Genomic DNA, 26,044 nt, shown 5'->3' with positions numbered 1-26,044 from the left:
TTGCGAAGGCAGTCTTATCACCACCCCTTGACCCCGCCTCTCGCCCCCGCTAAAGGCGCGCGGTCTCTCGGCGGGGAAACTCGTCGGCACACATATTTGAGCTGAACATTGGCGGTTTTGTCAGTGCTACTTCTCCAAGTGTTGTCCTGAAACAAGTTCAGGATGACGGGGAAGGGCAGGGACAACCGGCAAAGTAATCCGGCGGCTTTGGCCAAAGGGTGGAGCGTTTCGGTCTCGTGTCTTTCTTGGGCTGGGTTCCCGCTTTCGCGGGAATGACGAACCAAGGCACGAACTGCTTCCCTTCATTCCAAACCAAGATCGTCAAACAGGCTCGCTCCTTGGCGTGAAGCGTCGTGGAACGGGCCGAACCTCATCATGGGGAAGTGGGAACCGCTAGAACCTCATCATGTAAAAGTGGCTTCCACTTTTACGCCCGGATGAGGTGACAGAAGAAAACGCCCGCCCGGATGAGGTGAGCATAAAAACTAAAGGGTATCTAATGCCAACGATCAACCAGCTGGTCCGCAAGGGCCGCGTTCCGCAGAAGGCCAAGTCAAAGGTCCCTGCGATGGAGCAGAACCCGCAGAAGCGCGGTGTCTGCACGCGTGTCTATACGACGACGCCGAAGAAGCCGAACTCTGCTCTGCGTAAAGTGGCCAAGGTCCGCCTGACCAACCAGCGCGAAGTGATCTCCTACATCCCGGGCGAAGGCCACAATTTGCAGGAGCACTCTGTTGTGCTGATCCGCGGCGGGCGTGTGCGCGACCTTCCCGGCGTGCGTTACCACGTGCTGCGCGGCGTGCTCGACACGCAAGGGGTCAAGGACCGCAAGCAGTCGCGTTCGAAGTACGGGGCCAAGCGGCCGAAGTAAGTGAGGCGCGGTGCGGCCTTCTCCCCCGTCCTTCTACCCATAGGGATAATTTCCGGGTGGAAGGGCGGGGGAGAGGGCCGGCGCCGCTGGGACGCTCACGGATGTGAGCGGCCACTCCAAAGGAGTTAAGAATTATGTCACGTCGTCGTAGACCCGAAAAGCGGGTTATCCTGCCCGATCCCAAGTTTGGTGATCAGGTGCTGTCGAAGTTCATGAACAACCTCATGCTCGACGGGAAGAAGTCGGTTGCAGAAGGTATCGTGTACTCTGCGCTCGATACGGTTGAAGCCAAGGCGAAGACCGATCCGGTGCAGCTGTTCCACGAAGCGCTGAACAATGTGAAGCCGCAGGTCGAAGTGCGCAGCCGCCGTGTGGGTGGTGCGACGTACCAGGTGCCGGTCGAGGTTCGTCCCGAGCGTGCTCAGGCACTGGCGATCCGCTGGATGATTTCAGCTGCGCGCGGCCGTCCGGAAACAACCATGTCGGCGCGTTTGTCGGGCGAGCTGATGGATGCTGCGAACAATCGCGGCAATGCTGTCAAGAAGCGCGAAGACACGCACCGCATGGCTGACGCCAACCGCGCCTTCTCGCACTATCGCTGGTAAGGCGCTGGGCTTTTAACGCAATTAAAACAAGGGCTTATGGCCCTTACGGAGAATTATCATGGCACGCGAATATCCGCTAGAGCGGTATCGTAACATCGGCATCATGGCTCACATCGATGCCGGCAAGACCACGACCACCGAGCGTATCCTTTACTACACCGGCAAGTCCTACAAGATCGGCGAAGTGCATGATGGCGCGGCGACGATGGACTGGATGGAGCAGGAGCAGGAGCGCGGGATCACGATCACGTCTGCTGCAACGACTTGCTTCTGGAATCCGGAAGATGCGGACATGGATCCGATGTCGGATCCGAAAGCTTTGCGTGAAAACACGCCGAAGCACCGCATCAACATCATCGACACGCCCGGCCACGTTGACTTCACCATTGAAGTTGAACGTTCGCTGCGTGTCCTCGACGGCGCGGTTGCATGCTTCGACGGGGTTGCTGGCGTTGAGCCGCAGTCTGAGACTGTCTGGCGCCAGGCCGACAAGTACAAAGTGCCGAGAATGTGCTTCATTAATAAGTTGGATCGCACCGGTGCGGACTTTAAATATTGCGTTCAGTCGATCATCGATCGTCTCGGTGCGACACCTGCTGTCCTTTATCTTCCGATCGGTATCGAAGCGGATCTCGTTGGTCTCGTTGACCTCGTGAACCAGCGCGCGATCACCTGGAAAAACGAAGACCTGGGCGCTGAGTATGCATTCGGTCCGATCCCTGATGATATGGCTGCTGAAGCAGCTGACTATCGTGAGAAGCTGATCGAGCTTGCTGTTGAGCAAGACGACGATGCGATGGAAGCTTACCTTGAAGGTGAAGAGCCTGATGCGAAGACGCTCAAGGCGCTCATCCGCAAGGGTACGCTGAACCAAAGCTTCGTGCCGGTCCTGTGCGGTTCTGCGTTTAAGAACAAGGGTGTACAGCCTTTGCTCGATGCTGTGATTGACTACATGCCATCACCGCTCGACGTTCCGGCTATTAAGGGTGTTCTGCCTGACAGCGAAGAAGAAGACAGCCGTCCTTCATCGGACGATGCGCCTTTCGCTGCGCTCGCGTTCAAGATCATGAACGACCCGTTTGTCGGTTCGCTTACCTTTACTCGTATCTACTCCGGCAAGCTTTCCAAGGGTTCGGTTCTGAACTCTGTGAAGGACAAGAAGGAAAAGATCGGCCGTATGCTCTTGATGCATTCCAACAACCGTGAGGACATCGAAGAAGCATTCGCAGGCGATATCGTCGCGATCGCAGGTCTGAAGGAAACGACGACTGGTGACACGCTTTGCGATGCGTCGAAGCCGATCATCCTTGAGCGGATGGAATTCCCGGATCCGGTTATCGAACTCTCAGTTGAGCCGAAAACCAAGGCCGACCAGGAAAAGATGGGCGTTGCGCTCAACCGTCTGGCTGCTGAAGATCCGTCCTTCCGCGTATCGACTGACCACGAAAGCGGTCAGACGATCATCAAGGGCATGGGCGAGCTTCACTTGGACATTCTCGTTGATCGTATGAAGCGCGAATTCAAGGTGGAAGCGAATGTCGGTGCGCCGCAGGTGGCTTACCGTGAATCGCTTGGCCGTGAAGTCGAAGTGACTTACACCCACAAGAAGCAATCTGGTGGTTCGGGTCAGTTCGGTGAAGCCAAGGTTGTTGTCACTCCGGGTGAACGCGGCCAGGGCATTATCTTCGAAGACGAGATCAAGGGCGGCAACATTCCGCGCGAATACATCCCGTCTGTTGAGAAGGGCATGCGCGAGCAGGCTGAAAGCGGTCACTTGGTCGGCTTCCCGATCATCGACTTCACCATCCGCCTGATCGACGGTAAGTACCACGATGTTGACTCCAGCACTGTGGCCTTCGAAATCACCGGTCGCGGCGCAATGCGCGAAGTGGCTGAAAAGTCTGGCATCAAGCTACTTGAGCCGGTCATGAAGGTTGAAGTGGTCACTCCGGAGGATTATCTCGGCGACGTGATCGGTGACTTGAACAGCCGCCGTGGTCAAATCCAAGGCACTGACAGTCGCGGCAACGCGCAGGCGGTCGAAGCATTCGTCCCGCTTGCCAACATGTTCGGCTACGTCAATGAACTGCGTTCCTTCACGCAAGGTCGTGCGCAATACACGATGCAGTTCAGCCACTATGACGAAGTTCCGGCAAGTGTTGCACAGGAAGTCAAGGAGAAGCTTGCTTAAGCAAGCGACACCGTTTAGGGGCGGCGCCTGATTCAGCGGGTGCCGTCCTCTCCCGCAGGGATTTAATTTCAACTCAGAGGTTATTTGAGAAATGGCTAAGGAAAAATTTGAGCGGAACAAGCCGCACTGTAACATCGGCACCATCGGTCACGTTGACCACGGTAAGACGACGCTGACAGCAGCTATCACCAAAGTGATGGGTGCAGGCGTTGACTTCGCTGACATCGACAAAGCTCCTGAAGAGCGCGAGCGTGGTATCACTATCTCGACCGCTCACGTTGAGTATGAAACAGACGCACGCCACTACGCGCACGTCGACTGCCCAGGTCACGCTGACTATGTTAAGAACATGATCACCGGTGCTGCGCAGATGGACGGCGCTATCCTGGTTGTGAACGCAGCTGACGGCCCAATGCCACAAACACGCGAGCACATCCTGCTCGCGCGTCAGGTCGGTGTTCCGGCTCTGGTTGTTTACATGAACAAGGTCGACCAGGTTGACGACGAGGAAATCCTCGAGCTCGTTGAACTGGAAGTTCGTGAACTGCTTTCAAGCTACGACTTCGATGGCGACAACATTCCAATCGTCAAGGGTTCTGCTCTTGCTGCACTGGAAGGCCGCGATCCCGAAATCGGCGAAAACTCGATCAAGGAACTGATGGCTGCTGTTGACGAGCACATCCCGCAGCCAGAGCGTCCGGTCGATCAGGCATTCCTGATGCCGATCGAAGACGTGTTCTCGATCTCTGGTCGTGGTACGGTTGTTACCGGCCGTGTTGAAACCGGCGTCGTGAACGTCGGCGACGAAGTTGAGATCGTTGGTATCAAGGACACCACGAAGACGACTGTTACCGGCGTTGAAATGTTCCGTAAGCTGCTCGACCGCGGTGAAGCTGGCGACAACATCGGTGCGCTGATCCGCGGTGTTGGCCGTGAAGAAGTTGAGCGTGGTCAGGTTCTCGCAAAGCCGGGTTCTGTTACTCCGCACACCGAGTTCTCTGCAGAAGTTTACGTTCTGTCGAAGGATGAAGGTGGCCGTCACACGCCGTTCTTCGCGAACTACCGTCCGCAGTTCTACTTCCGTACGACTGACGTAACCGGTGAAGTGATCCTCCCAGAGGGCACGGAAATGGTTATGCCGGGCGACAACGTGACCATCAACGTCAAGCTGATCGCGCCGATCGCTATGGACGAAGGTCTGCGTTTCGCTATCCGCGAAGGTGGTCGTACGGTTGGTTCAGGCGTTGTTGCCAAGATCACCAAGTAAACTGTTGCTCCGCTAAGGAGCGCGACAAATTCGGGGGCCGGTTCTTAATGAGTGCCGGCCCCCAGTTTATGTGAGGAACATTCCTGCTTTGTGAGCAGATGGTGCTTCACGCAATTGGCGCAAATTTCCTCGGGTTTTGGGGTTGTCAGACTCCAACACTCTAGATATATGCGCGCCAACTTCAGTGGGGATTCGTCTCAACTGTAACGAAATTTGATGGGGCCGCCCGCGGAAGGGATACCGAAGCGGGGCAGGCCTTTTGTTTTTGAGAGTTGGAAACAGCTCTTTGGCTCTTTCGCATCGGTGTAGGTAATGGAAGCTCAGAATATTCGTATTCGCCTTAAGGCGTTTGACCACCGCGTTCTCGACCAGGCAACTGGCGAAATCGCAGAAACAGCTCGCCGTACTGGCGCGCTTATTCGCGGCCCCATTCCCATGCCGACGCGTATCGAGAAGTTCACCGTGAACCGCGGCCCGCACATCGACAAAAAGTCGCGCGAGCAGTTCGAGGTGCGCACCTACAAACGGTTGCTCGACATTGTGCAGCCCAACGCTCAGACCGTTGACGCGCTCATGAAGCTCGACTTGGCTGCTGGCGTGAACGTTGAGATCAAACTGGCTTAAGCTGGATTGAGCTCGGTCCTTCAAGCGGACCTAAAATGTCTTGAGACATACGGGGCTCCAACGGCCCCGCTGGTCCAGCAGGATCGGCAAGACATTGGGATACCGCCGAGCATGCTCGGGCTGAGTCCCCCGTCTCGTTCAATCAGCCATGTGGCTGTGCGGACATTCAGCCCGGACGGGGCGACTCATAAAAATTGGGCTGGCAAGCACGCGGGGATGGGCCTCGTGTGCCTCTGTTTAGGAGTTCAGACGATGCGCACAGGCGTTATCGCTAGAAAAGTCGGGATGACCCGCCTGTTTCAGGAGGATGGACGGCACGTTCCCGTGACCGTGCTTTCGCTGGACGGGTGCCAGGTCGTATCGCACCGCACAGGCGACCGGGATGGCTACTATGCTGTTCAGCTCGGTGCGGGCGAGGCCAAGCAAAAGAATGTCAACAAGCCGCAGCGCGAAGCCTTCGCGAAGGCCAATGTTGGTCTCAAGAAGAAGGTCGCGGAATTCCGCGTCGAGAGCGAAGAGGGTCTTGTCCCTGTCGGCTCGACCATCAGCGCAGACCACTTCCTGGCAGGTCAGAAGGTCGACATTACCGGTCACACCCAGGGTAAGGGTTTTGCTGGTGCTATGAAGCGTTGGGGCTTCGGTGGTCTTCGTGCAACGCACGGTGTTTCCATCAGCCACCGTTCGCACGGTTCGACGGGTAACCGTCAGGATCCGGGCCGCGTTTTCAAGGGCAAGAAGATGGCCGGTCACATGGGTGACCGTCAGCGTACGCAGCAGAACCTCGAAGTGGTTCGCACGGACGCGGATCGCGGCTTGCTCTTCATCAAGGGTTCTGTCCCTGGTTCGAAGAATGGCTGGCTCCTCGTCCGCGACGCTGTGAAGCTTGCTGCTGCCGAAGAACTCCCGTTTCCCGCAGCCGTACTCGACCTCAATGCTCCGAAGCCGGAAGCTGACGAGGCTCCGGCAGCTGAAGAAACCGCAGCAGCAGATGCTCCTGTAGAAGAAGCGGCTGTTGAAGCTGCTCCGGCAGAAGTACCCGCTGAAACGCCTGCAGAAGTTGCCGCACCTGAGGGTGATGCGCCTGCAAGCGAAGAAAACAAGGAGGGCTGATCCGATGAAGGTGAAGGTCCAGAAAATCGACGGCAAGGCGTCCGGCGACATTGAGCTCAACAAGGACGTGTTCGGCGTTGAGCCACGGGCAGACATTCTGCACCGTGTTGTTACCTGGCAGCTTGAGAACCGTCGTGCCACAGCTCGTCCAACGCGTGAGCGTTCTGACGTAGCTCGCACCGGCAAGAAGTTCGGTCGTCAAAAGGGTTCAGGCGGCGCTCGTCACGGCGATCGCGGTGCGCCTATCTTTATCGGCGGCGGTAAGGCTCACGGTGCTCGCAAGCGTGACTTCAACCAGTCGCTGAACAAGAAAGTTCGCGCACTGGGTTTGAAGATGGCTCTGTCGAGCAAGGCGAAAGACGGCCTCGTTGTTGTCGATAGCCTCGAGCTCAAAGACGCCAAGACGAAAGCGCTCAAAGGTCACTTCGACAAAGCTGGCTTTGCCGGCAAGGTTCTGGTGATTGACGGTGAGGCCGTGAATGACGGTTTCAAGAAGGCCGCTGGCAACCTCAAGGGTGTCAACGTCCTCCCGGCTGCCGGCGCGAACGTCTACGACATTCTCAACCACGACACGCTGGTCCTTACAAAGGACGCTGTCGCTAAGCTGGAGGCGCGCTTCAATGGCTAAAGCGAAAGAAATCGACGCGCGTCACTACGACGTTGTGCTTGCGCCGCACATCACTGAGAAGTCGACCTTGTTGTCTGAGAACAACGCGGTTGTCTTCAAAGTGGCCAATGATGCGACCAAGCCGCAGATCAAAGAAGCAGTCGAGGCTTTGTTCGATGTGAAGGTTGCTGGTGTGAACACCATCGTGACCAAGGGCAAGACCAAGCGCTGGAAGGGCAAGCCTTACAAGCGCAACGACATGAAAAAAGCGATCGTTACCCTTGCAGAAGGTGACTCGATCGATGTCACTAGCGGTATCTGAGGCGGATCATGGCACTCAAGAACTATAACCCGACGAGCCCCGCACGCCGCGGCCTCATCCTCGTCGACAAGACCGGCCTCTGGAAGGGCAAGCCGGTCAAGTCGCTCACGGAAGGCAAGCGCAAGACGGGCGGACGTAACAACAAGGGTCATGTCACATCGCGTGGCATTGGCGGCGGACACAAGCAAAAGTACCGCTACATCGATTTCAAGCGCCGGAAGTGGGATGTTCCTGCAACCGTCGAGCGGATCGAATATGACCCGAACCGTACCGCTTTTATCGCGCTGCTGAAGTACGAAGATGGCGAGCTTGCATACATCATTTGCCCGCAGCGTTTGGCAGTCGGCGACACTGTTGTTGCAGGCGAAAAGGTCGACACGAAGCCTGGCAATGCCATGCTGCTCGGCCAGATGCCGGTTGGCACCATCTGCCACAATGTGGAGATGAAGCCAGGCAAGGGCGGTCAGATCGCTCGCTCTGCTGGTGCATATGTCCAGATCGTCGGTCGTGACCGTGGCATGGTCATCGTTCGCTTGAACAGCGGTGAGCAGCGTTACCTGCGTGCAGATTGCATGGGTACGGTTGGCGCGGTTTCAAACCCAGACAACCAGAACCAGAACTTTGCGAAGGCTGGTCGCACACGCTGGAAGGGCCGCAAGCCCCTCACTCGCGGTGTGGCAAAGAACCCGGTCGATCACCCACACGGTGGTGGTGAAGGCCGTACCTCCGGTGGTCGTCACCCAGTGACGCCATGGGGTAAGCCGACCAAGGGTGCTCGCACTCGTAAGAACAAGCAGACGGATAAGATGATCATCCGTTCGCGCCACGCCAAGAAGAAGAGGTAATCCGACATGGCACGTTCCGTTTGGAAAGGTCCGTTTGTCGAACTCAGCCTTCTCAAGAAGGCGGAGGACGCGCAGGAATCGGGTGGCAACAAGCCGATCAAGACTTGGTCGCGCCGTTCCACAATCCTTCCGCAATTCGTCGGCCTGACGTTCAACGTCTACAATGGCCAGAAATTCATTCCCGTCTCCGTTTCGGAAGAGATGGTCGGTCACAAACTTGGTGAGTTCGCTCCGACGCGCAATTTCCCGGGTCACGCTGCCGACAAGAAGGGTAAGCGCTAATGGGCAAGGCAAAAGCACCCCGTCGCGTAGGCGATAACGAGGCACTGGCTGTCGGTACCACGATCCGTGGCTCGGCGCAGAAGCTGAACCTCGTTGCTGAGCTGATCCGCGGCAAGAAAGCTGAAGAAGCGTTGAACATCCTCTCCTTCTCCAAGAAGGCGATGGCTAAGGACGCTACCAAGGTTCTCGCGTCGGCAATCGCTAACGCGGAAAACAATCACAATCTGGATGTCGACAGTCTGGTCGTTGCGGAAGCATCGGTTGGCAAGTCGATCACGATGAAGCGTTTCCACACGCGCGGTCGTGGCAAGTCCACCCGGATCCTCAAGCCGTTTAGCCGGCTGCGGATCGTCGTGCGCGAAATGGAAGAGGCGTAAGATGGGTCAGAAGAGCAATCCGATCGGTCTGCGCCTGCAGATCAACCGCACTTGGGACAGCCGCTGGTACGCTGAAGGGCGTGACTATGCGCGTCTGCTCAAGGAAGACATCGAGATGCGTAAGTACATCCTCGAAACGGTGCCGCAGGCAGCGATTTCGAAGGTTGTGATCGAGCGTCCGGCAAAGCTTTGCCGCGTATCGATCTATGCTGCGCGTCCAGGCGTCATCATCGGCAAGAAGGGCGCAGACATTGAAAAGCTGCGCGCTAAGCTTGCCAGCATGACCGACAGCGAAGTGAAGCTGAACATCGTTGAGATCCGCAAGCCGGAAATCGACGCGAAGCTTGTCGCTCAGGGCATTGCTGACCAGCTGATCCGCCGTGTTGCATTCCGCCGCGCTATGAAGCGTGCTGTTCAGTCGGCTCTGCGTCTTGGCGCAGAGGGCATCAAGATCACGTGCGGCGGCCGTCTCGGCGGCGCTGAAATCGCGCGTGTTGAGTGGTACCGTGAAGGCCGCGTCCCGCTGCACACGCTGCGTGCGAACGTGGACTATGCCGAAGCTGAAGCGCTGACCGCATATGGCATCATCGGCATCAAGTGCTGGATCTTCAAAGGTGAAATCCTGGCCCACGACCCGACTGCGCAAGACCGTCTCATGATGGAAGCTCAGACTTCCGGCGTGCGTCCGGCGCGTTGATTGCAGGATAGGTAAGAGAAAATGCTGCAACCGAAGAAAACCAAATTCCGCAAGGCCTTCAAGGGCAAGATCAAAGGCGACGCCAAGGGCGGCACGTCATTGAACTTCGGCTCTTATGGTCTGAAGGCGCTTGAGCCTGAGCGTATCACTGCGCGTCAGATCGAAGCGGCTCGTCGTGCGATTACGCGTCACATCAAGCGTCAGGGACGTTTGTGGATCCGCGTATTCCCCGATGTTCCGGTATCGAAGAAGCCTGCTGAAGTCCGTCAGGGTAAAGGCAAGGGTTCTGTCGAGTACTGGGCTGCTCGTGTGAAGCCAGGCCGCATACTGTTCGAACTCGACGGTGTACCGGGCCCGCTCGCTGCATCTGCGTTTGAGCGTGCTGCGATGAAGCTGCCGATCAAAACCAAGGTTGTTGCCCGTCTGGGTGACACCTCGCACTTGGGAGGCAAGTAATGGCTGGCAAATCTGTCATCGAAGACCTGCGCGCCAAGTCTGACGATCAGCTTGCTGCTGAGCTCGTTGAACTGAAGCGTGAAGCGTTCAACCTGCGTTTCCAGGCTGCAACCAACCAGTTGGAAGCACCTGCGCGCGTCAAGGAAGTGCGTCGCACGATCGCTAAGATCAAGACGCTTCAGACCGAGCGCGCTGCAAGCGCCGCGAAAGCTTGAGGAGCTAGACAATGCCGAAACGTATCCTGACCGGAACTGTCACCTCCGACAAGACCGACAAGACCGTGACTGTGCTGGTCGAACGCAAGGTGAAGCACCCGCTCTACGGGAAGATCATCCGTCGTTCGAAGAAGTATCACGCTCACGATGAAGCGAATGAATACACAATTGGCGATGTTGTCCGCATCGAGGAAACAAAGCCGATTTCGAAGACCAAGACCTGGGCTGTGAAAGACCGGGTCGTTGCGGGCGGCACACAGGCAGTGGAAGCTGACCTGGACGTCGAAGCCGCAGGCAACTGATTTAGACGAAGGAACTGCTGAGCCCCGGTTGGTATCGGGTGTCCCAGCAAGCCAAGAGAAGGAACCGGATCAATGATCCAGATGCAATCCAATCTCGACGTCGCGGACAATAGCGGCGCTAAGCGCGTCCAGTGCATTAAGGTACTGGGTGGCTCCAAGCGTCGTTTCGCGAGTGTCGGGGACGTGATCGTGGTTTCCGTTAAGGAAGCCCAACCGCGTGCAAAAGTGAAGAAGGGTGACGTTCACCGTGCGGTGATCGTGCGCACCAAGAAGGACGTTCGTCGTCCTGATGGCAGCGTAATCCGTTTTGACAGCAACGCAGCGGTCCTCGTGAATAAGAGCGAAGAGCCGATCGGCACTCGTATCTTTGGCCCGGTTGTGCGCGAACTGCGCGGCCGCGGCTTTATGAAGATCATCTCGCTCGCTCCGGAGGTGCTCTAAGATGGCATCTGCTAAGATCAAGAAAGGTGACAGCGTCGTCGTGCTGTCCGGCAAGGACAAGGGCCAGACCGGCACTGTCCGTCAGGTCCTGCCTAAAGAAGGCAAGATCATTGTCGAAGGCGTGAACGTCTCTGTTCGTCACCGCAAGCCGAGCCAGCAGAACCCGCAAGGTGGCATCGACCGCATCGAGGCGCCGATGAACATCTCCAAGGTTGCCGTTGCTGATCCTAAAGATGGCAAGCCGACCCGCGTCCGCTTTGAAGAGCGTGACGGCAAGAAGGTTCGTGTTGCCGTAAAGAGTGGGGAGACCATCGATGGCTGATTACACTCCTCGTTTGAAGCAGCGCTACGAAGACCAGATCGTCAAGGCGATGACCGAGAAGTTCGGTTACAAGAACCGTCTTGAAGTGCCTAAGCTTGAAAAGATCACGCTCAACATGGGCGTGGGCGAAGCGAGCCAGGACAAGAAGAAGGTCACGACCGCTGCTGAAGAAATGGCACTGATCGCTGGTCAGAAGCCTGTCATCACTAAGGCGAAGAAGTCGATCGCACAGTTCAAGCTGCGCGAAGGCATGCCAATCGGTTGCAAGGTAACCCTGCGCCGTGATCGCATGTTCGAATTCATGGATCGTCTGGTGACTATCGCTATGCCTCGCATTCGTGACTTCCGTGGTCTGAACCCGAAGTCATTCGACGGCCGTGGCAACTACGCGATGGGTCTCAAGGAACAGATCGTGTTCCCGGAGATCAGCTACGACAAGATCGAGAAGGTGCGCGGGATGGACATCATCGTGACCACCACTGCGAAAACCGACGAGGAAGCGCGCGAACTGCTCAAGCTGTTCGGCTTCCCGTTCCCGGCTGAAGCATCAGCTGAAGAAAAGGAAGCGGCGTAAGCCGTTTCGGAATGAACAGGTAAGGAAGAGAGCTTAAGTCCATGGCGAAACTGAGTTCCATCAATAAGAATGAGCGTCGCAAGAAGCTCGTAAAGCAGTACGCTGCTAAGTACGAGAAGCTGAAGGCGATCGCGAATGACAAGTCACTCGACGAGACCGAGCGCCTTATGGCTCGCCTCAAGATGGCTGAACTCCCGCGCAATGCGAACCCGACCCGGGTCCGCAACCGTTGCGCCACCACCGGCCGCCCACGCGGCTACTACCGCAAGTTCGGCATCAACCGTATCGAACTGCGTCAACTCGGCAACCGGGGGATGATCCCTGGTCTGACGAAGTCGAGCTGGTGAGGATCTGAATTATGGCTATGACCGATCCATTGGGTGATATGCTCACCCGCATCCGCAACGGCCAGCAGGCGAAGAAGGACTCTGTTCTTTCGCCAGCTTCCAAGCTGCGTGCGAACGTACTCGAAGTGCTTCAGCGTGAAGGCTACATCCGTGGCTATTCTGACGACGCTTCAGGCAAGCACCCGCAGCTGCGGATTGAACTGAAGTATTTCGAAGGCGAACCAGCGATCAAATATGTCGCTCGCGTCTCCAAGCCTGGCCGCCGCGTCTATTCGGGTTCGAAGGAACTGCCGACTGTGCGCAATGGTCTTGGCATCACCATCGTCTCGACGCCGAAGGGTGTGCTTTCAGACAATGAGGCACGCACAGAAAACGTCGGCGGCGAAGTGCTGGCGGAGGTGTTCTGATGAGCCGTATTGGTAAGAAGGCTGTTGCGATCCCGAGCGGTGTTACCGCGACGATCGACAATGGCACGCTGACCGTGAAGGGCCCGAAAGGCACGCTCTCCATGGGTCTCAGCGACCTTATCGACTACAAGGTCGAAGGTGAAGAGATCCAGGTCAACCCGGCTAACGACACGAAGCAGGCGCGCTCTTACTGGGGCATGCAGCGCACGCTCGTTTCAAACTTGGTTGAAGGCGTAACCGAAGGCTTTTCCAAGACGCTGGAAATCTCTGGCGTTGGTTATCGTGCGAAAGCTCAGGGCCGTACATTGAACCTGCAGCTCGGCTTCAGCCACGATGTGAACATCGCTGTGCCTGAAGGCATCGACGTTGCGACTCCTGATGCGACGACTGTGGTTGTTTCCGGTATCGACAAGCAGGCCGTTGGCCAGCTCGCTGCTGAGATCCGCCGCTGGCGCAAGCCTGAGCCGTATAAGGGCAAGGGCATCAAGTATCAGGGCGAATATGTCTTCCGCAAGGAAGGGAAGAAGAAGTAAGATGGCGAAACTTTCCCTCTTCGAACGCCGCCGCCGCCGCGTGCGCACTGCGCTACGCAGCCGTGCTGGTGACAAACCGCGTTTGTCTGTGCACCGCACAGGCCGTCACATCTACGCGCAGATCATTGACGATGTGCAAGGCAAGACTGTTGCCGCTGCATCGACATTAGGCGCGAAGGCTTCCGGCGCAAACGTTGATGCCGCTGCCAAGGTTGGCAAGGACATCGCTGCTGCTGCCAAGAAGGCTGGCGTAACCACTGTCGTGTTCGATCGCGGCGGGTTCCTGTTCCATGGCCGCGTCAAGGCGCTGGCCGATGCCGCTCGCGAAGGCGGGCTGGAGTTCTGATGATGGCTGACGACAAGAAAACCCCAGAAGCGGAAAACGCAGCGGAAACTGAAGCCGCAACTCCGGAAGTAACGGAAACGCCCGAAGCGAAAGAAGCTGCTGCTGAAGCGGAAACGCCAGCAGTTGCAGAAACGCCTTCGGAAGCTGCCGACAACCAGAACTCTTCGGCAGAACCTACCGCTCAGCCGACTGAAACTCCGACAACAGAAGCGCCTGCTGCTGAAGAGCAGAAGGGTCGTGGACGTGGTCGTGGTGGCAACCGTGACGGTGGCCGTGGTCGTGGTCGCGGTCGTGGCCGTGACAACCGCCGCGAAGAAGAAGATGACGGCATCATTGAGAAGCTCGTCCACATCAACCGCGTCAGCAAGACAGTGAAGGGCGGTAAGCGCTTCGGTTTTGCAGCTCTGGTTGTGGTCGGTGACGGCTCGGGCCGCGTTGGCTTTGGTCACGGCAAGGCACGCGAAGTGCCTGAAGCGATTTCCAAGGCAACAGCTGCTGCTCGCAAAAAGATGATCCGTGTGCCTTTGAAGGAAGGCCGCACGCTTCACCATGACGGCAAAGGCCGTTTCGGTGCAGGCAAGGTGACTGTCCGTACAGCGCCTCCGGGTACTGGTATTATTGCTGGTGGTCCGATGCGTGCTGTCTTCGAAAGCCTCGGCGTTGCAGACGTTGTGACCAAATCGGTCGGCACGTCCAACCCGTACAACATGATCCGCGCTACTTTTGACGCGCTCGCTAACCAGACTTCGCCGAAGTCAGTTGCTCAGCGTCGCGGCAAGAAGATCGCTGACCTTCTGGGTCGCGGCGGCGCAAGCGCAGTCGAGGCGGAAGCCGACGCTGCAGCTGTGGTGGAGTAAGTTAGATGGCGAAAGCAAACACCATCAAGATCAAGCAGATCGGTTCGCCGATCCGCCGTCCTGAGAGCCAGCGCAAGATCCTTATCGGTCTGGGTCTCAACAAGATGCACAAGGTTGTCGAGCGTCAGGACACTCCTGAAGTTCGCGGCGCGATCGCAAAGATCCCGCATCTCGTGACGGTCGTCGACTAAGTTCGACACATACAAATTTCTGCGAGCGACGGCTTGCTGGAAGCTGAGAGCCCCGGTGGAAACGCCGGGGCTTTTTTTATGGTCTAGCGCAGTCGCCATAGACTGCAATGTCGTCGGCGCGATAACGCATTGGCATGCTGACGCGGGCGACTTCACGGCAGTTTGCGGCGATATAGTCGAGCACCATGGAACGGGTTTCCTTGTTCGACGGCAAATGCCGCTCTTCCGGCGCCATCACAACAATACCTGGCTTGAGGGCAAGAACTCGCGCAACTTCAGCACTTGTATCGAGATGGCTGACATTGGCTTCGGGCTCATGGCTCAAATGTGGCCCAAACATCAGCGGTGTCAGCGGGCGCGTGCCAGTCGCTGCATGTAGCATCATCGGGCCGTCGTAATTGAGAACGCCATGTTCACCGCCATGCGTATCAACGGCATAGGCCAGCTCACTCAAAGCGCTCTTGGCCGCTCTTGCTTGCTCGAAGCTGTTTGCTGGTGCCATCCACAGCGACATCACTCCAAGCGTTCCGATTGCGACTGGTCCAACAGGCAGGCGCGCAAAGAACGGCGCGGCAAGCACGCAGAGCGGCATCAGCAGCGGCAGAGCGTAATGCGCGTAGAAGTTGGGAATGGCGATAAGACCGACAATCGCCGCAGCGACCCATGCCAGAAGCAGCGCGGTCTCCTGCCGCTCGCGCCAGACTTGCCAGCTTGCCACCGCGAGAAGCGCCAATGGAGCGATCCGTGTCGCCATGGTCAGCGCACGCTCCCAGGACGAAGCCATGCCATAGCTCTTGTCGAGATTGGAAAGCGCCATGGCTTGCCAGAACTCCGTCCAGTGTCCGCTCATCCAATAGCCTGAGGCGATGATGAGTGATGGCGCCGCACCGATAATCGCCCAGAATATGGCGCGCTCTAGAACCCGGGTTTTGGAGCTATGGCGCTGCCAGCAAAACCAGAGAGCGACGAGACCCAAGGCGATCCCGTCAAAGACAGCGCTGGTCTTGATCGTGATTGCAATACCGGCAAACAGCATCGCGAAGGGTGTCTGCCAACCGCCGCCTTCGCGGCCTTTCCAGACGAGCAACGCGCTCGCGGCAATGAATGCGTTGTAGAAGACGGGGCTCTGGCCGCCTGCACCGCTGAATATCGGGAGGTAGAAGAGGTAGGCGAGACCGCTTGCCATTGCCGCCCATCCACCTGCGATTGGTGCGGCAAGACGGGCGATGAAGAACGCGGTAGCTGCGGCAAAGGCTGTCGCCGCGATCTGATAGACAATCGGATCATGCGAGATGGCGGCTAGCCCTGCAAACAGTGCGAAATGGCCCCAGGGCTTGCGATCCCAGATATCGACGAACGGAATTGCGCCCTGACTCATCTCGATTCCCGCTGCGAAATAGAAGGCTTCGTCGAGAAAGAAATTGGGGTGCCCGAAGGTTGCTGCGCGAAGCAACCATGCCGCGAGAAGCAGGATCAGCGCCTGCGTCAATGGCCGCTCCAGTGATGCGCTCCAGCCCGCAACTTCAGGCTGCCAGGCGCGCTGCGCTGCAATTGCTTTGGCGTGACTTGCCATTACGCTCGATAGTGCCTCCGAAAAGGCGCGCCGGAGACACGCCAGAACCCGGGATTTCCTTAGGGGAGCGTGGTAAATTTACCGTGAAGTATAATTAGCGGGTCGGATTGCGCGCCAAGAAGGCAAGTAGGGGGTCGACAGAGGCTTGTCTGTCGGCTAGTGGGCCGCTCACATCAGCGCGACGAAAAGCGAAAGCGAGTGCTCTCAAACGCCTTTCCTCGACATTATTGATGTATCTGCTGTGCGTATCGCTCGCGTTTTATGGCGTTTGCGGTTTGTGGGGCTATTACGAGTTCTGAGGCTCTATCAGCCTCTTTGATTACGAGTGCGAATAAAAGCGAAAGCGAGTGCAAGATTATGAAACTGAACGACATCCGCGATAACCCAGGCGCCCGTAAGGGCCGAATCCGCGTCGGACGCGGTATTGGCTCAGGGAAGGGCAAGACCGGCGGCCGCGGCCAAAAAGGTCAGAAGAGCCGTTCCGGTGTAGCGATCAAGGGCTTTGAAGGCGGTCAGATGCCGCTTCACATGCGCCTGCCGAAGCGCGGCTTCAACAACCCGTTCGGCAAGGATTTTGCAGAAGTGAACATCGGCATGGTCCAGAAGTTCATTGATGCGAAGAAGCTCGACGGCAAGAAAGACGTGACGGAAGACGCCTTGCGCGCAGCGGGCCTCGTTCGCGGCGGCAAGGACGGCGTTCGTCTGCTCGGCAAGGGCGAGATCAAAGCCAAGGTCAAGTTCGTCGTAGCTGGCGCGTCCAAGGGCGCTATCGAAGCGGTTGAGAAAGCCGGTGGCAGCGTGGAAGTAACCGCGCCTGCAAAGGCCGAAAAAGCTGCTGAAAAGGCCGACTAATCTGAATTTGTAGGGGGCAGGGGTTCGACAAAGAGCTTCCTGCTCCCTATCTACTGGTCTTGGATTGAAGACGGGGCGCGTTTCCCGTCTGACAATGGGATCAAACAGGTTAGAGTATCGCTCCCGATTTCAGGCTGAATGTAGCTGGACCGGGAGGCGAAAACAGGATCGATAAGACGTCATGGCATCACGCGCCGACAGCATTGCGAGCAATCTCAACTTCGCAAATTTTTCGAAAGCGACTGAGCTTCGCCAGCGTATCTGGTTCACGATCGGTGCGCTGATCGTTTTCCGTTTCCTGAGCTTTGTCCCGCTGCCCGGGATCAACCCCCTGGCGCTGCAAGAGCTTGCTGAGCGGACCTCGGGAGGCGTGATTGACATGTTCAACATGTTCACCGGCGGTTCGCTGGAACGGATGAGCCTGATTGCGCTCGGCGTTATGCCGTACATTACTGCATCGATCGTCGTTCAGATGGCAGCAGCGCTGCATCCGACGCTTTCTGCACTCAAGAAAGAGGGCGCTAGCGGTCGTCAGAAGCTGAACCAGTACACGCGTTACGGGACTGTATTCCTGTGCACGATTCAGGGCTGGTTCCTCGCTGCAGGGCTTGAGAGCTTTGCAAGCTCGACGGGCATTCAGGCCGTGGTTGACCCGGGCTATATGTTCCGCGTTGGCGCGGTCATCAGCCTCGTAGGCGGGACAATGTTCCTGCTGTGGTTGGGCGAGCAGATCACATCGCGCGGTATCGGTAATGGCGTGTCGCTCATCATTATGGCGGGCATCGTAGCGCAGTTCCCGACCTTTGTATCCAACCTGTTTGAAGGTGGACGCACAGGTTCGATCGCGCCGGGCATCATCATCGGCTTTGTCGTGATGGTGATCTTCCTCGTCTTCCTCATTTCGTTCTTCGAGCGCGCGCAGCGCCGTTTGCTGGTGCAATATCCCAAACGCGCAACGCAGCGCGGGATGATGCAGGCTGATCGCAGCCACTTGCCGCTAAAGCTGAACACAGCGGGTGTGATTCCGCCGATCTTCGCAAGCTCGCTGCTGCTGATGCCGCTAACTATCAGTCAGTTCGCGGGCGACTCCATCGATACGACCAGCACGTCTGGCTCAATCGTGCAGGTGCTGAACCAGTATCTGCAGCATGGTCAGCCGCTTTACATGGCGCTTTATGGCCTTGGCATTATCTTCTTCACTTTCTTCTACACCGCGGTTGTCTTCAATCCGGAAGAGAAAGCGGAAGAGCTCAAAAAGGGTGGGGGGTTCATTCCGGGCATCCGTCCAGGCAAGCGGACGCAGGAGTATCTCGATTACGTTCTAACGCGCATCACTGTGGTCGGCGCGCTCTATCTGACTTTTGTCTGTGTTGTGCCGGAATACATGATCGCGCAAACAGGCATTCCGCTCTTCCTGGGCGGTACGAGTCTGTTGATTGTGGTCAACGTTACTGTTGATACGATCAGCCAGATTCAGTCACACTTGCTGGCGCACCAATATGGTGACCTGATCAAGAAAGCAAAGCTCAAAGGTCGCAAGCGCTAAGCATTGCAAGCCGTTCGGGGGACGATCGAGTAATGAACATCATTCTTCTTGGCCCTCCGGGTGCGGGCAAGGGAACACAAAGTGCAAGGCTGGTGGAAAACCACCGCATGACGCAGCTCTCGACCGGCGACATGCTGCGCGCTGCAGTCAAGGCTGGCACCCCGGTCGGCCTTAAGGCAAAGGCTGTGATGGATGCAGGCGAGCTTGTTTCGGACGAGATCGTCTCTGAGTTGATTGATGCTGAACTTGCAGCACTCGGCGCTGAGACAGGCGCCATCTTTGATGGCTACCCTCGTACGGCTGTTCAGGCCGATATCCTCGATGAGCTCCTCGCAAAGCACGGGCGCAGTCTCGACTATGTGATCGAGCTGGGCGTCGATGAAGATGCTCTGGTAAAACGGATAACCGGACGGTTCTCCTGCGCGAATTGCGGCGCTCTCTATCACGACACGGCCAACCCGACTTCTGAAGAGGGCGTGTGCGATGCGTGCGGCTCGACCGAGTTCAAGCGCCGCCCTGATGACAATGAAGAGACTGTGCGCACCCGCATGCAGGAATATCGCGCTAAAACTGCGCCTATCCTGCCCGGTTACGAAACACGCGGGATCGTTCACCGGGTCGATGGGATGGCTTCGATTGACGAAGTGACGGCATCCATCGACGCGCTGCTTGCCTAAGGCTTGCGTTTCAACAGGCATTGCATAGGGTCGCCCCTGTAAAGGGGAGGGTGAAGACCCATGAAGTATCCAGTTTTTGCATTGGCCGGTTCAGCGCTGGCTTTGAATGCTGCGCCGCTTTCAGCTGAAGTCATTGAGCAGGATGAAGACGGCTTCATCACCCGCGACGTCGCCGAAGTGTCGGCTGATACCAAGGCGACGTGGCTCGCGCTCATTAGTCCTGCGAAATACTGGAACTCCGGCCACACATGGTCTGGTGATGCAGCGAACATGCGGCTGACCCCGCAAGCGGGCGGCTGTTTCTGTGAGAAAATCCCCGAAGATCCCGATCCGACCAAGATCACGCTCGAAGGAAGCGTCGAGCATATGCGGGTAATCCATGCGTTTCCTGAAAAAGCGCTGCGGATGAGCGGAGGTCTGGGTCCATTGCAGAGCGAGCCTGCTCAAGGCGTGCTGACCGTCGCGTTGTCGGAGACCGAGACGGGCGGGACACGCATCGTGTGGGAATATGCGGTCGCAGGCCGCATGCGGTATGAAATGCCGGTAATTGCCAAAGCCGTAGATGGGGTGATGAGCCAGCAATTGGCGGGCCTTGCGGCGTTGCTTGGTCCCGTGGAGCCTACGCCTCAGCCTGAAGACAAAGAGGCCGAACCCGCTACAGATCCGCTGGATCCACCAGCTGTTGAAGGTGCGCCTCAAGATGCGCTCGATGAAGGCTCGGCGACTAGCGTCGCAGACGCTTTCGAAGACATGTCCGATGGCTGAGCCGTCGTTCAGGCTCTAACTCGCTAGAGATTCGGCACAAAACGAGGCTCCCATGCGTTGCCATGGGCACAGTTATTGCGCGCGCCCCCAAACATTGCTGGCGGGGATCAATACGCGCTCTACAGGAGCCTCAAAAACGTGACCGACGCCAATCAATCCGATCTGAAAACCTTCATGGAAGGCGTGCGTAAGCGCAATCCGCATCAGGACGAATTTGTCCAAGCTGTTGAGGAAGTCGCAGAGAACGTCTTCGACTTTGTCGCAGACAAGCCAGAATATCAGGAAGCAGAAATCTTGCGCCGGATCGCCGAGCCTGACCGGATCGTATCTTTTCGCGTCTGCTGGCAGGATGACGATGGCAATGTTCGCGTCGAACGCGGGTGGCGGGTGCAGAACAACAACGCAATTGGCCCTTACAAAGGCGGGCTCCGCTTCCATGAGAGCGTCAATGAAAGCGTCCTGAAATTCTTAGCCTTCGAGCAGACATTCAAGAATGCGCTCACTGGACTACCACTCGGCGGGGGGAAGGGCGGCTCTAACTTCAACCCTAAGGGTAAGTCCGACCGCGAGATCATGCGCTTTTGCCAAAGCTTCATGACGGAACTCTATCGCCATATTGGGCCAGATGTGGATGTGCCAGCTGGCGATATTGGCGTGGGTCCGCGCGAAATCGGATTTCTGTTTGGCCAGTACAAGCGTATCCGCAATGAGTGGCATGGAGTGCTGACTGGCAAGGGTCTGGAATATGGTGGCTCGCCGGTGCGCACAGAAAGCACAGGTTATGGTGTGGTCTATTTCTTGCGCGAAATGCTGCGCGAAAGCGATCAGGACATAGAAGGCATGACTGCTGTGATCTCTGGTGCGGGTAATGTTGCTACACATGCTGCCGAGAAATTCGCGGAACTCGGTGGCAAGGTCCTTACGCTGTCTGACTCCAAGGGCTTCATTCACGACCCCGACGGGATTGATACAGAGAAAGTGGCATGGGTGCGAGAGCAGAAGTCGTCAGGCGGTTCGCTTGCCGATTATGCCGACGAGTTCAGCGGTAGCGAGTGGCATGAGGGCGACAAGCCCTGGAGCGTAGATTGCGACATAGCTCTACCGTGCGCTACTCAGAACGAGCTCGATGAAGACGCCGCAAAGAGCCTCATCGACAACGATGTCATCGCCGTGTGCGAAGGCGCGAACATGCCAAGTACTGCTGACGCCTCGCACGCGCTACGAAGCAATGGCGTGCTGTTTGGTCCTGGCAAGGCGGCCAATGCCGGCGGTGTTGCAGTGTCGGGCCTCGAAATGAGCCAGAATGCGGGGCGCCGGACTTGGTCGGAAGACCGGCTGCAGGAAGAGCTATGCGATATTATGAAAGGTATCCACGAAACCTGCGCGGAGCATGGTGAAGGATCTGGCCCTGCGTGCGAGGACGGGGACTGCAAGGTTGACTATGTCAAAGGCGCAAATGTTGGCGGTTTCAAGAAAGTGGCAGATGCAATGCTGGCCTTCGGGGTGGTCTGAGCGTCTGTAACGGAGCTTTAGCCATTGTTTTTCACAAGCCGGATAACCGGCATTTTGACAACGGTTTTGAGCCGTGTAGGATGCTTGAATTCCAACACGCGCTGCCCATATGGGCTGGCGTGGTTGCTGTATCGTGTATCGGAGGTTGACGTGCCTCGCGAATCGCCCTAACGCGCCCACTATTCGACAGGTTTCAAGTGAGTCCGGCAGGTGCCAGCCAATGATGTGCACCATCCGGGCTTTTTTGCCGTTCAAGGATATTCTCCTTTTTCGCGCAATCCCTGAGATCGTTCGAGAATTGTAGCGTTGAGATAGGGTGCAGCCCCTGGTCATTCGGACCAAAGGCATAAGTCCCCTGTGGAGCATGGAGAAGTAAGTGGCTCGTATTGCCGGGGTAAACATCCCCACAAACAAGCGTGTTATTATCGCGCTTACCTATATTCACGGAATTGGTCGCACGACCGCCGTGCAAATTGCTGACAAGCTGGGCATTGATCACACTGCACGCGTGCAGGACCTCACCGATGAGGAAGTCCTGCGTATTCGTGAAACGATTGACGCTGACTACACGGTTGAAGGTGACCTTCGCCGGAATACCGCGATGAACATCAAGCGCCTGATGGACCTTCGTTCCTATCGCGGCCTGCGTCATCGTAACCAGCTTCCGGTGCGCGGTCAGCGCACGCACACCAATGCTCGCACCCGTAAGGGTAAGGCTAAGCCGATCGCCGGCAAGAAGAAGTAAGCCGCTTTCCGGGTTTCCCCGGATCCAGCTTTTGCCTTCTTGAATAGAGACGAAGAGGAATACGAACCATGGCACGCGAACCGGCCAAAGTAAGGCGGCGTGATAAAAAGAACATCACCAGTGGTGTTGCACACGTGAACGCCAGTTTTAACAACACAATGATCACGATCACTGATGCGCAAGGCAATGCGATCAGCTGGTCGAGCGCAGGCATGATGGGCTTTAAGGGTAGCCGCAAGTCGACCCCTTATGCCGCTCAGGTCGCAGCTGACGATGCGGGTAAGAAAGCCGCTGAACACGGCGTGCGCACGCTGGAAGTTGAAGTCAAGGGTCCAGGCTCAGGCCGTGAGAGCGCATTGCGCGCCTTGCAGGCCGTCGGCTTTACGATCACTTCGATCCGCGACGTGACACCGATCCCGCACAACGGGGTTCGGCCGTCCAAGCGTCGCCGCGTCTGATCCGAACCTGCCTGGTGGCTGACAAGTCAGTCACTGCAATTTTCTCGGACCGGATGCGCCATCAAGCGCCGCCGGTCCCGTCCGTTTTTTAAGCCCTAGGGGATATCGATGTCCGTCAACAACAAGAACTGGCAGGAACTGAAGAAACCCAACACGCTCGAAATCAAGGAAAGCGGCGACAAGACGCGTAAAGCGACTTTCGTAGCTGAACCGCTTGAGCGTGGCTTCGGTCTCACGCTGGGTAATGCGCTGCGCCGCGTATTGCTGAGCTCGCTGCAGGGCGCTGCCATTACCTCGATCAAGATCGAGAACGTACTGCATGAATTCTCCTCGCTCGCAGGCATGCGCGAGGATGTCACTGATATCGTCCTCAACGTGAAGCAAATCGCGCTGAAGATGGAAGGCGAAGGCCCTAAGCGCTTGCAGCTTTCCGCAACCGGCCCTGGTGAAGTCAAGGCTGGCGACATCGCTGTTTCCGGCGATATCGAAGTGATGAACAAGGATCTGGTGATCTGTCACCTGGACGAAGACGCGACGCTCAACATGGAGCTGACCGCTGACACGGGTAGCGGCTATGCGCCTGCTGTCCAGAACCGTCCGGCTGATGCGCCGATTGGCCTGATCCCGGTCGACAGCCTGTATTCGCCTGTTCGTCAGGTGAGCTACAAGGTAGAGAAGGCCCGCGTTGGTCAGGAGCTCGACTTCGACAAGCTCAGCCTAACGGTTGAAACCGACGGCACAGTCACTCCTGAAGATGCTGTGGCTTATGCTGCTCGCATTCTGCAGGACCAGCTAACGCTATTCGTACACTTCGAAGACGGTATTCCGCAGCCACAGTCGGCAATGATCGGCCAGGCCGCTACACCGCAAGAAGACGATGCGAACCAATTGAACCGTTATCTTCTTAAGAAGGTCGACGAGCTGGAACTGTCGGTGCGTTCGGCAAACTGCTTGAAGAACGACAACATCATCTACATTGGCGATCTGGTTCAGAAGACCGAAGCCGAGATGCTGCGTACGCCGAATTTCGGTCGCAAGTCGCTCAACGAGATCAAGGAAGTTCTCTCCAGCATGGGTCTGCGCCTCGGCATGGACATCCCGGGCTGGCCGCCTGAGAATATCGAGGAGATGGCCAAGAAGCTCGAACAAGAGCTGCTGGGTTAAAACAGGTTCCGGCGGCGCACCTCAAGCGCCGCCAGTACCGGGCTACCTGATACGGGCCCCTTACAAACGAAGGAAAATACAATGCGTCACGGAATTTCACAGCGTAAGCTTTCGCGCAAATCGGGCCACCGCAAGGCTCTCTTCCGCAACATGGCAGCCGCGCTGATCAAGCACGAGCAGATCAGCACGACTTTGCCGAAGGCGAAAGAACTGCGTCCTTACGTTGAAAAGCTGGTCACGCTTGCAAAGCGTGGCGGCCTATCGAACCGTCGTCTGGCGATGGCTCGTCTCGAAGACGAAACACAGCTGAAGAAGCTGTTTGACGTTCTTGCAGAGCGCTATTCGGATCGTGAAGGCGGCTACACCCGCATCATCAAGGCTGGCTACCGCGAAAGCGACAGCGCACAGCTCGCCATCATCGAATTCGTTGATCGCGACACCGACGCCAAGGGACAGGACTCTGGCCCAGTGATGGCTGACGAGTATGCGGACGAAGAAGCGTAAAGGCTTTTCGAAACTGAATTTGAAGGGGTTGGGAGGGAAACCTTCCAGCCCTTTTCTTTTGTGCAGGTGATGGCAGAGTGCGCTGATGAACATTGCCACGCTCAGCTTAGCCACATTACTCGCTGCCCAAACCCCTACGCCGTCGGTATCTCCTCCAACCGAGCAGGAGCAACTTCAAGCGCAATACGATCGGGCGCTCGCCGCCGGGTACAAAGCATTGTTCTTGTGCAGCGCGATTGCCAATGCGGAACGCAACGGCACAATACGAACGCCAGAGAGCGTGCTTCAATGGGAACTAAGCGGTATTCAGGCACCGCTCGATGAGATTGTCTCGGAACTGCCCTATTCGATCGAGCGATCTGCGACTTCGGGTGCGGTAGAATCGGTGTCAGTGGTCTACGGGGAATCGGCAGCCCGGATTGCGCTTCATACACCAGAACGCGGCTGCGCAATCCAGCCCATCGGCTTCAGTCTTCCTGAAAAGCGAGAAGCACCGACGCCCCCAGTCGACATCACGTTTAGCCGCGAAGTCGATCCTATGATGCTCAATCTGGCGGATAAGCGTGTCGATGTGGGGGCTGCGTTCACGGGCAAATATGGCGAGGGGCGCACCACGGTCGTGACCGTTCTTTACAAGGGGAAGCATGCTGGCGAGCAGTTCGGCGACGGATTCTTTGCAAAGACACCGCAACGAACCTGGTCAGTGGCGAAGAGCATTGCAGCAGTGCTGGTGGGCGCGGCGGTCTATCGCGGTGAGGCGGATGTCAACGCGTCTGCGGGGCTGGGTGCAGATGAAAGCGATCCGCGCCGCGCGATCACGATAGACCAAGCCTTGCGGATGGCTTCCGGGCGCTATTCTGCCACTCGTGGCAATCGTACCGACGCGCTTTACTTTGGCGGCGCAACAGTGGCGGAGAGCATGACGCATTGGCCGCTCATTCAAACGCCCGGGACGGTTTACCGCTATGCCAATTATGATACGCTGGCAGCAACGCAGGCCATCAAGCACACCTTTGCCGAGCATCCACCGGCGGAGTTTTTCGCAAAGGTCGGCATGCACAACACTGTGGCCGAGACCGATTGGCAAGGCGACTACATCCTTTCGTCACAGGTTTGGTCAACGTCGCGCGACCTTGCGCGGCTTGGCCAGCTAATGCTCGATGATGGCGTGCTCCCGAGCGGCGAGCGTGTCTTGCCGGAAGGCTGGCTCGAATATGTCTCAACACCCTCGGGTCCGCAACCGGATAGTCCGTTCGGCTATGGCGCTGGCTGGTGGCTGATGAACAAGAGTGATGGGGTGCCGCCTGACACCATTGCTGCATTCGGCAATCGCGGGCAGTATATCGTCGTGGTGCCTAGCCGCGAGGTTGTGATCGTAAGGCGCGGCGAGAACAAGGTTGGCACGCGCTTTGACATCGCTGCTTTCACTCGTGACGTGCTTGCAGCGCTAGAGGAATAG

At 57.2% G+C, this 26,044-nt stretch carries 35 protein-coding genes; 34 read left to right on the top strand and 1 reads right to left on the bottom strand.

Features of this window, described 5'->3' with window-relative positions:
• Positions 1-499: 499 nt before the first annotated feature.
• From rpsL to rpmD, 24 genes are all read left to right on the top strand, one after another.
• Positions 500-871 (top strand): 30S ribosomal protein S12, encoded by a 372-nt coding sequence (rpsL, locus tag HUO12_RS04550; protein WP_006831873.1) that lies wholly within the window; start codon positions 500-502, stop codon positions 869-871.
• A 134-nt stretch (positions 872-1,005) separates the two neighbouring features.
• Entirely contained in the window at positions 1,006-1,476 is a 471-nt protein-coding gene (gene rpsG / locus HUO12_RS04545; RefSeq protein WP_176272472.1) for a 30S ribosomal protein S7, read from the top strand.
• Positions 1,477-1,534: 58 nt separating this feature from the next.
• Entirely contained in the window at positions 1,535-3,667 is a 2,133-nt protein-coding gene (gene fusA, locus HUO12_RS04540; protein WP_176272471.1) for an elongation factor G, read from the top strand.
• 91 nt (positions 3,668-3,758) lie between these two features.
• On the top strand, positions 3,759-4,934 hold the full coding sequence (tuf, locus tag HUO12_RS04535; protein ID WP_176272470.1) for an elongation factor Tu: 1,176 nt from the start codon (positions 3,759-3,761) through the stop codon (positions 4,932-4,934).
• 312 nt (positions 4,935-5,246) lie between these two features.
• A complete protein-coding gene (gene rpsJ / locus HUO12_RS04530; RefSeq protein ID WP_061924928.1) occupies positions 5,247-5,558 on the top strand; it encodes a 30S ribosomal protein S10 in 312 nt (103 codons plus the stop codon).
• Positions 5,559-5,810: 252 nt separating this feature from the next.
• Positions 5,811-6,668: a 50S ribosomal protein L3 gene (gene rplC / locus HUO12_RS04525; protein WP_176272469.1), complete on the top strand. Its 858-nt coding sequence runs from the start codon at positions 5,811-5,813 to the stop codon at positions 6,666-6,668.
• Positions 6,669-6,672: 4 nt separating this feature from the next.
• A complete protein-coding gene (rplD, locus tag HUO12_RS04520; protein ID WP_176272468.1) occupies positions 6,673-7,296 on the top strand; it encodes a 50S ribosomal protein L4 in 624 nt (207 codons plus the stop codon).
• On the top strand, positions 7,289-7,597 hold the full coding sequence (locus HUO12_RS04515; RefSeq protein ID WP_176272467.1) for a 50S ribosomal protein L23: 309 nt from the start codon (positions 7,289-7,291) through the stop codon (positions 7,595-7,597). The genes rplD and HUO12_RS04515 overlap by 8 nt, the downstream gene beginning before the upstream one ends.
• 8 nt (positions 7,598-7,605) lie before the next feature.
• Positions 7,606-8,442, top strand: coding sequence for a 50S ribosomal protein L2 (gene rplB / locus HUO12_RS04510; RefSeq protein ID WP_176272466.1), 837 nt, complete (start codon positions 7,606-7,608; stop codon positions 8,440-8,442).
• 6 nt (positions 8,443-8,448) lie between these two features.
• Complete coding sequence (rpsS, locus tag HUO12_RS04505; RefSeq protein ID WP_086436154.1) at positions 8,449-8,724, top strand: 30S ribosomal protein S19; 276 nt, start codon at positions 8,449-8,451, stop codon at positions 8,722-8,724.
• Entirely contained in the window at positions 8,724-9,101 is a 378-nt protein-coding gene (gene rplV / locus HUO12_RS04500) for a 50S ribosomal protein L22 (protein WP_176272465.1), read from the top strand. The genes rpsS and rplV overlap by 1 nt, the downstream gene beginning before the upstream one ends.
• Position 9,102: 1 nt before the next feature.
• Positions 9,103-9,798 (top strand): 30S ribosomal protein S3, encoded by a 696-nt coding sequence (gene rpsC, locus HUO12_RS04495; RefSeq protein WP_176272464.1) that lies wholly within the window; start codon positions 9,103-9,105, stop codon positions 9,796-9,798.
• 21 nt (positions 9,799-9,819) lie between these two features.
• Positions 9,820-10,254 carry a 50S ribosomal protein L16 gene (rplP, locus tag HUO12_RS04490; protein ID WP_176272463.1) on the top strand — a complete coding sequence of 145 codons (435 nt, stop codon included), beginning with the start codon at positions 9,820-9,822 and terminating at the stop codon, positions 10,252-10,254.
• On the top strand, positions 10,254-10,469 hold the full coding sequence (gene rpmC / locus HUO12_RS04485) for a 50S ribosomal protein L29 (RefSeq protein WP_176272462.1): 216 nt from the start codon (positions 10,254-10,256) through the stop codon (positions 10,467-10,469). Before rplP ends, rpmC begins: the two co-directional genes overlap by 1 nt.
• An 11-nt stretch (positions 10,470-10,480) precedes the next feature.
• Positions 10,481-10,771, top strand: a complete 291-nt coding sequence (gene rpsQ / locus HUO12_RS04480) for a 30S ribosomal protein S17 (RefSeq protein WP_176272461.1) — start codon at positions 10,481-10,483, stop codon at positions 10,769-10,771.
• Between the two features lie 72 nt (positions 10,772-10,843).
• Positions 10,844-11,212, top strand: a complete 369-nt coding sequence (gene rplN / locus HUO12_RS04475) for a 50S ribosomal protein L14 (protein ID WP_010411138.1) — start codon at positions 10,844-10,846, stop codon at positions 11,210-11,212.
• A gap of 1 nt (position 11,213) precedes the next feature.
• Positions 11,214-11,534, top strand: a complete 321-nt coding sequence (gene rplX / locus HUO12_RS04470; RefSeq protein WP_176272460.1) for a 50S ribosomal protein L24 — start codon at positions 11,214-11,216, stop codon at positions 11,532-11,534.
• Positions 11,527-12,108: a 50S ribosomal protein L5 gene (gene rplE / locus HUO12_RS04465; protein ID WP_176272459.1), complete on the top strand. Its 582-nt coding sequence runs from the start codon at positions 11,527-11,529 to the stop codon at positions 12,106-12,108. The genes rplX and rplE overlap by 8 nt, the downstream gene beginning before the upstream one ends.
• A gap of 41 nt (positions 12,109-12,149) precedes the next feature.
• Positions 12,150-12,455, top strand: a complete 306-nt coding sequence (rpsN, locus tag HUO12_RS04460; RefSeq protein WP_176272458.1) for a 30S ribosomal protein S14 — start codon at positions 12,150-12,152, stop codon at positions 12,453-12,455.
• An 11-nt stretch (positions 12,456-12,466) separates the two neighbouring features.
• Entirely contained in the window at positions 12,467-12,862 is a 396-nt protein-coding gene (rpsH, locus tag HUO12_RS04455) for a 30S ribosomal protein S8 (RefSeq protein WP_176272457.1), read from the top strand.
• Complete coding sequence (gene rplF / locus HUO12_RS04450; RefSeq protein WP_176272456.1) at positions 12,862-13,395, top strand: 50S ribosomal protein L6; 534 nt, start codon at positions 12,862-12,864, stop codon at positions 13,393-13,395. Before rpsH ends, rplF begins: the two co-directional genes overlap by 1 nt.
• A 1-nt stretch (position 13,396) precedes the next feature.
• Entirely contained in the window at positions 13,397-13,741 is a 345-nt protein-coding gene (rplR, locus tag HUO12_RS04445; RefSeq protein ID WP_176272455.1) for a 50S ribosomal protein L18, read from the top strand.
• Positions 13,741-14,598 (top strand): 30S ribosomal protein S5, encoded by an 858-nt coding sequence (gene rpsE / locus HUO12_RS14425; RefSeq protein ID WP_217905169.1) that lies wholly within the window; start codon positions 13,741-13,743, stop codon positions 14,596-14,598. The genes rplR and rpsE overlap by 1 nt, the downstream gene beginning before the upstream one ends.
• A gap of 5 nt (positions 14,599-14,603) precedes the next feature.
• Positions 14,604-14,789: a 50S ribosomal protein L30 gene (gene rpmD, locus HUO12_RS04435; RefSeq protein ID WP_176272454.1), complete on the top strand. Its 186-nt coding sequence runs from the start codon at positions 14,604-14,606 to the stop codon at positions 14,787-14,789.
• A gap of 76 nt (positions 14,790-14,865) precedes the next feature.
• Here the strand turns inward: rpmD and HUO12_RS04430 are convergent, their stop codons facing one another.
• Positions 14,866-16,362 carry a hypothetical protein gene (locus tag HUO12_RS04430; RefSeq protein ID WP_176272453.1) on the bottom strand — a complete coding sequence of 499 codons (1,497 nt, stop codon included), beginning with the start codon at positions 16,360-16,362 and terminating at the stop codon, positions 14,866-14,868.
• 357 nt (positions 16,363-16,719) lie between these two features.
• On the opposite strand from HUO12_RS04430, the gene rplO reads away from it, so the two are divergent.
• The 10 genes from rplO to HUO12_RS04380 all read left to right on the top strand — a co-directional run bounded on the left by rplO (position 16,720) and on the right by HUO12_RS04380 (position 26,044).
• A complete protein-coding gene (gene rplO, locus HUO12_RS04425) occupies positions 16,720-17,214 on the top strand; it encodes a 50S ribosomal protein L15 (RefSeq protein ID WP_176272452.1) in 495 nt (164 codons plus the stop codon).
• 181 nt (positions 17,215-17,395) lie between these two features.
• The gene (secY, locus tag HUO12_RS04420; RefSeq protein ID WP_176272451.1) at positions 17,396-18,760 is read left to right on the top strand and encodes a preprotein translocase subunit SecY; all 1,365 of its coding nucleotides are present in this window, start codon (positions 17,396-17,398) and stop codon (positions 18,758-18,760) included.
• A gap of 32 nt (positions 18,761-18,792) precedes the next feature.
• Entirely contained in the window at positions 18,793-19,437 is a 645-nt protein-coding gene (locus HUO12_RS04415) for an adenylate kinase (protein WP_176272450.1), read from the top strand.
• 60 nt (positions 19,438-19,497) lie between these two features.
• Positions 19,498-20,202 (top strand): SRPBCC family protein, encoded by a 705-nt coding sequence (locus HUO12_RS04410; protein WP_176272449.1) that lies wholly within the window; start codon positions 19,498-19,500, stop codon positions 20,200-20,202.
• A gap of 138 nt (positions 20,203-20,340) precedes the next feature.
• Positions 20,341-21,714, top strand: a complete 1,374-nt coding sequence (gdhA, locus tag HUO12_RS04405) for an NADP-specific glutamate dehydrogenase (protein ID WP_176272448.1) — start codon at positions 20,341-20,343, stop codon at positions 21,712-21,714.
• A 376-nt stretch (positions 21,715-22,090) separates the two neighbouring features.
• On the top strand, positions 22,091-22,459 hold the full coding sequence (gene rpsM / locus HUO12_RS04400) for a 30S ribosomal protein S13 (RefSeq protein WP_176272447.1): 369 nt from the start codon (positions 22,091-22,093) through the stop codon (positions 22,457-22,459).
• 68 nt (positions 22,460-22,527) lie between these two features.
• Entirely contained in the window at positions 22,528-22,917 is a 390-nt protein-coding gene (gene rpsK, locus HUO12_RS04395) for a 30S ribosomal protein S11 (RefSeq protein WP_176272446.1), read from the top strand.
• Positions 22,918-23,025: 108 nt separating this feature from the next.
• A complete protein-coding gene (locus HUO12_RS04390; RefSeq protein ID WP_176272445.1) occupies positions 23,026-24,081 on the top strand; it encodes a DNA-directed RNA polymerase subunit alpha in 1,056 nt (351 codons plus the stop codon).
• 81 nt (positions 24,082-24,162) lie between these two features.
• Positions 24,163-24,585, top strand: a complete 423-nt coding sequence (gene rplQ, locus HUO12_RS04385) for a 50S ribosomal protein L17 (RefSeq protein WP_176272444.1) — start codon at positions 24,163-24,165, stop codon at positions 24,583-24,585.
• Positions 24,586-24,670: 85 nt separating this feature from the next.
• On the top strand, positions 24,671-26,044 hold the full coding sequence (locus tag HUO12_RS04380; protein ID WP_176272443.1) for a serine hydrolase domain-containing protein: 1,374 nt from the start codon (positions 24,671-24,673) through the stop codon (positions 26,042-26,044).

Origin of the sequence: Altererythrobacter lutimaris (genome assembly GCF_013371495.1) — a bacterium.
In the GTDB taxonomy this organism is placed as follows: domain Bacteria; phylum Pseudomonadota; class Alphaproteobacteria; order Sphingomonadales; family Sphingomonadaceae; genus Erythrobacter; species Erythrobacter lutimaris_A.
The sequence above is the reverse complement of the archived record's forward strand: the minus strand, read 5'-3'. Positions and strand labels throughout refer to the sequence as shown.

Excerpts from the sequence above, each read along its gene's own strand:
- HUO12_RS04410 (WP_176272449.1), top strand. The coding sequence starts at position 19,498 with ATGAAGTATCCAGTTTTTGCATTGGCCGGTTCAGCGCTGGCTTTGAAT.
- rplO (WP_176272452.1), top strand. The coding sequence starts at position 16,720 with ATGAAACTGAACGACATCCGCGATAACCCAGGCGCCCGTAAGGGCCGA.
- rplD (WP_176272468.1), top strand. The coding sequence starts at position 6,673 with ATGAAGGTGAAGGTCCAGAAAATCGACGGCAAGGCGTCCGGCGACATT.
- rplF (WP_176272456.1), top strand. The coding sequence starts at position 12,862 with ATGAGCCGTATTGGTAAGAAGGCTGTTGCGATCCCGAGCGGTGTTACC.
- tuf (WP_176272470.1), top strand. The coding sequence starts at position 3,759 with ATGGCTAAGGAAAAATTTGAGCGGAACAAGCCGCACTGTAACATCGGC.
- rpsN (WP_176272458.1), top strand. The coding sequence starts at position 12,150 with ATGGCGAAACTGAGTTCCATCAATAAGAATGAGCGTCGCAAGAAGCTC.
- rplR (WP_176272455.1), top strand. The coding sequence starts at position 13,397 with ATGGCGAAACTTTCCCTCTTCGAACGCCGCCGCCGCCGCGTGCGCACT.
- rpmC (WP_176272462.1), top strand. The coding sequence starts at position 10,254 with ATGGCTGGCAAATCTGTCATCGAAGACCTGCGCGCCAAGTCTGACGAT.
- rplX (WP_176272460.1), top strand. The coding sequence starts at position 11,214 with ATGGCATCTGCTAAGATCAAGAAAGGTGACAGCGTCGTCGTGCTGTCC.
- rplP (WP_176272463.1), top strand. The coding sequence starts at position 9,820 with ATGCTGCAACCGAAGAAAACCAAATTCCGCAAGGCCTTCAAGGGCAAG.
- rplB (WP_176272466.1), top strand. The coding sequence starts at position 7,606 with ATGGCACTCAAGAACTATAACCCGACGAGCCCCGCACGCCGCGGCCTC.
- rpsC (WP_176272464.1), top strand. The coding sequence starts at position 9,103 with ATGGGTCAGAAGAGCAATCCGATCGGTCTGCGCCTGCAGATCAACCGC.
- HUO12_RS04515 (WP_176272467.1), top strand. The coding sequence starts at position 7,289 with ATGGCTAAAGCGAAAGAAATCGACGCGCGTCACTACGACGTTGTGCTT.
- rpsE (WP_217905169.1), top strand. The coding sequence starts at position 13,741 with ATGATGGCTGACGACAAGAAAACCCCAGAAGCGGAAAACGCAGCGGAA.
- HUO12_RS04430 (WP_176272453.1), bottom strand. The coding sequence starts at position 16,362 with ATGGCAAGTCACGCCAAAGCAATTGCAGCGCAGCGCGCCTGGCAGCCT.
- HUO12_RS04390 (WP_176272445.1), top strand. The coding sequence starts at position 23,026 with ATGTCCGTCAACAACAAGAACTGGCAGGAACTGAAGAAACCCAACACG.
- rplQ (WP_176272444.1), top strand. The coding sequence starts at position 24,163 with ATGCGTCACGGAATTTCACAGCGTAAGCTTTCGCGCAAATCGGGCCAC.
- fusA (WP_176272471.1), top strand. The coding sequence starts at position 1,535 with ATGGCACGCGAATATCCGCTAGAGCGGTATCGTAACATCGGCATCATG.
- rpsH (WP_176272457.1), top strand. The coding sequence starts at position 12,467 with ATGGCTATGACCGATCCATTGGGTGATATGCTCACCCGCATCCGCAAC.
- rplN (WP_010411138.1), top strand. The coding sequence starts at position 10,844 with ATGATCCAGATGCAATCCAATCTCGACGTCGCGGACAATAGCGGCGCT.
- HUO12_RS04380 (WP_176272443.1), top strand. The coding sequence starts at position 24,671 with ATGAACATTGCCACGCTCAGCTTAGCCACATTACTCGCTGCCCAAACC.
- secY (WP_176272451.1), top strand. The coding sequence starts at position 17,396 with ATGGCATCACGCGCCGACAGCATTGCGAGCAATCTCAACTTCGCAAAT.
- rplC (WP_176272469.1), top strand. The coding sequence starts at position 5,811 with ATGCGCACAGGCGTTATCGCTAGAAAAGTCGGGATGACCCGCCTGTTT.
- rpsQ (WP_176272461.1), top strand. The coding sequence starts at position 10,481 with ATGCCGAAACGTATCCTGACCGGAACTGTCACCTCCGACAAGACCGAC.
- rpsK (WP_176272446.1), top strand. The coding sequence starts at position 22,528 with ATGGCACGCGAACCGGCCAAAGTAAGGCGGCGTGATAAAAAGAACATC.
- rpsJ (WP_061924928.1), top strand. The coding sequence starts at position 5,247 with ATGGAAGCTCAGAATATTCGTATTCGCCTTAAGGCGTTTGACCACCGC.
- rpsL (WP_006831873.1), top strand. The coding sequence starts at position 500 with ATGCCAACGATCAACCAGCTGGTCCGCAAGGGCCGCGTTCCGCAGAAG.
- rpsG (WP_176272472.1), top strand. The coding sequence starts at position 1,006 with ATGTCACGTCGTCGTAGACCCGAAAAGCGGGTTATCCTGCCCGATCCC.
- rpmD (WP_176272454.1), top strand. The coding sequence starts at position 14,604 with ATGGCGAAAGCAAACACCATCAAGATCAAGCAGATCGGTTCGCCGATC.
- rplE (WP_176272459.1), top strand. The coding sequence starts at position 11,527 with ATGGCTGATTACACTCCTCGTTTGAAGCAGCGCTACGAAGACCAGATC.
- rpsS (WP_086436154.1), top strand. The coding sequence starts at position 8,449 with ATGGCACGTTCCGTTTGGAAAGGTCCGTTTGTCGAACTCAGCCTTCTC.
- HUO12_RS04415 (WP_176272450.1), top strand. The coding sequence starts at position 18,793 with ATGAACATCATTCTTCTTGGCCCTCCGGGTGCGGGCAAGGGAACACAA.
- rplV (WP_176272465.1), top strand. The coding sequence starts at position 8,724 with ATGGGCAAGGCAAAAGCACCCCGTCGCGTAGGCGATAACGAGGCACTG.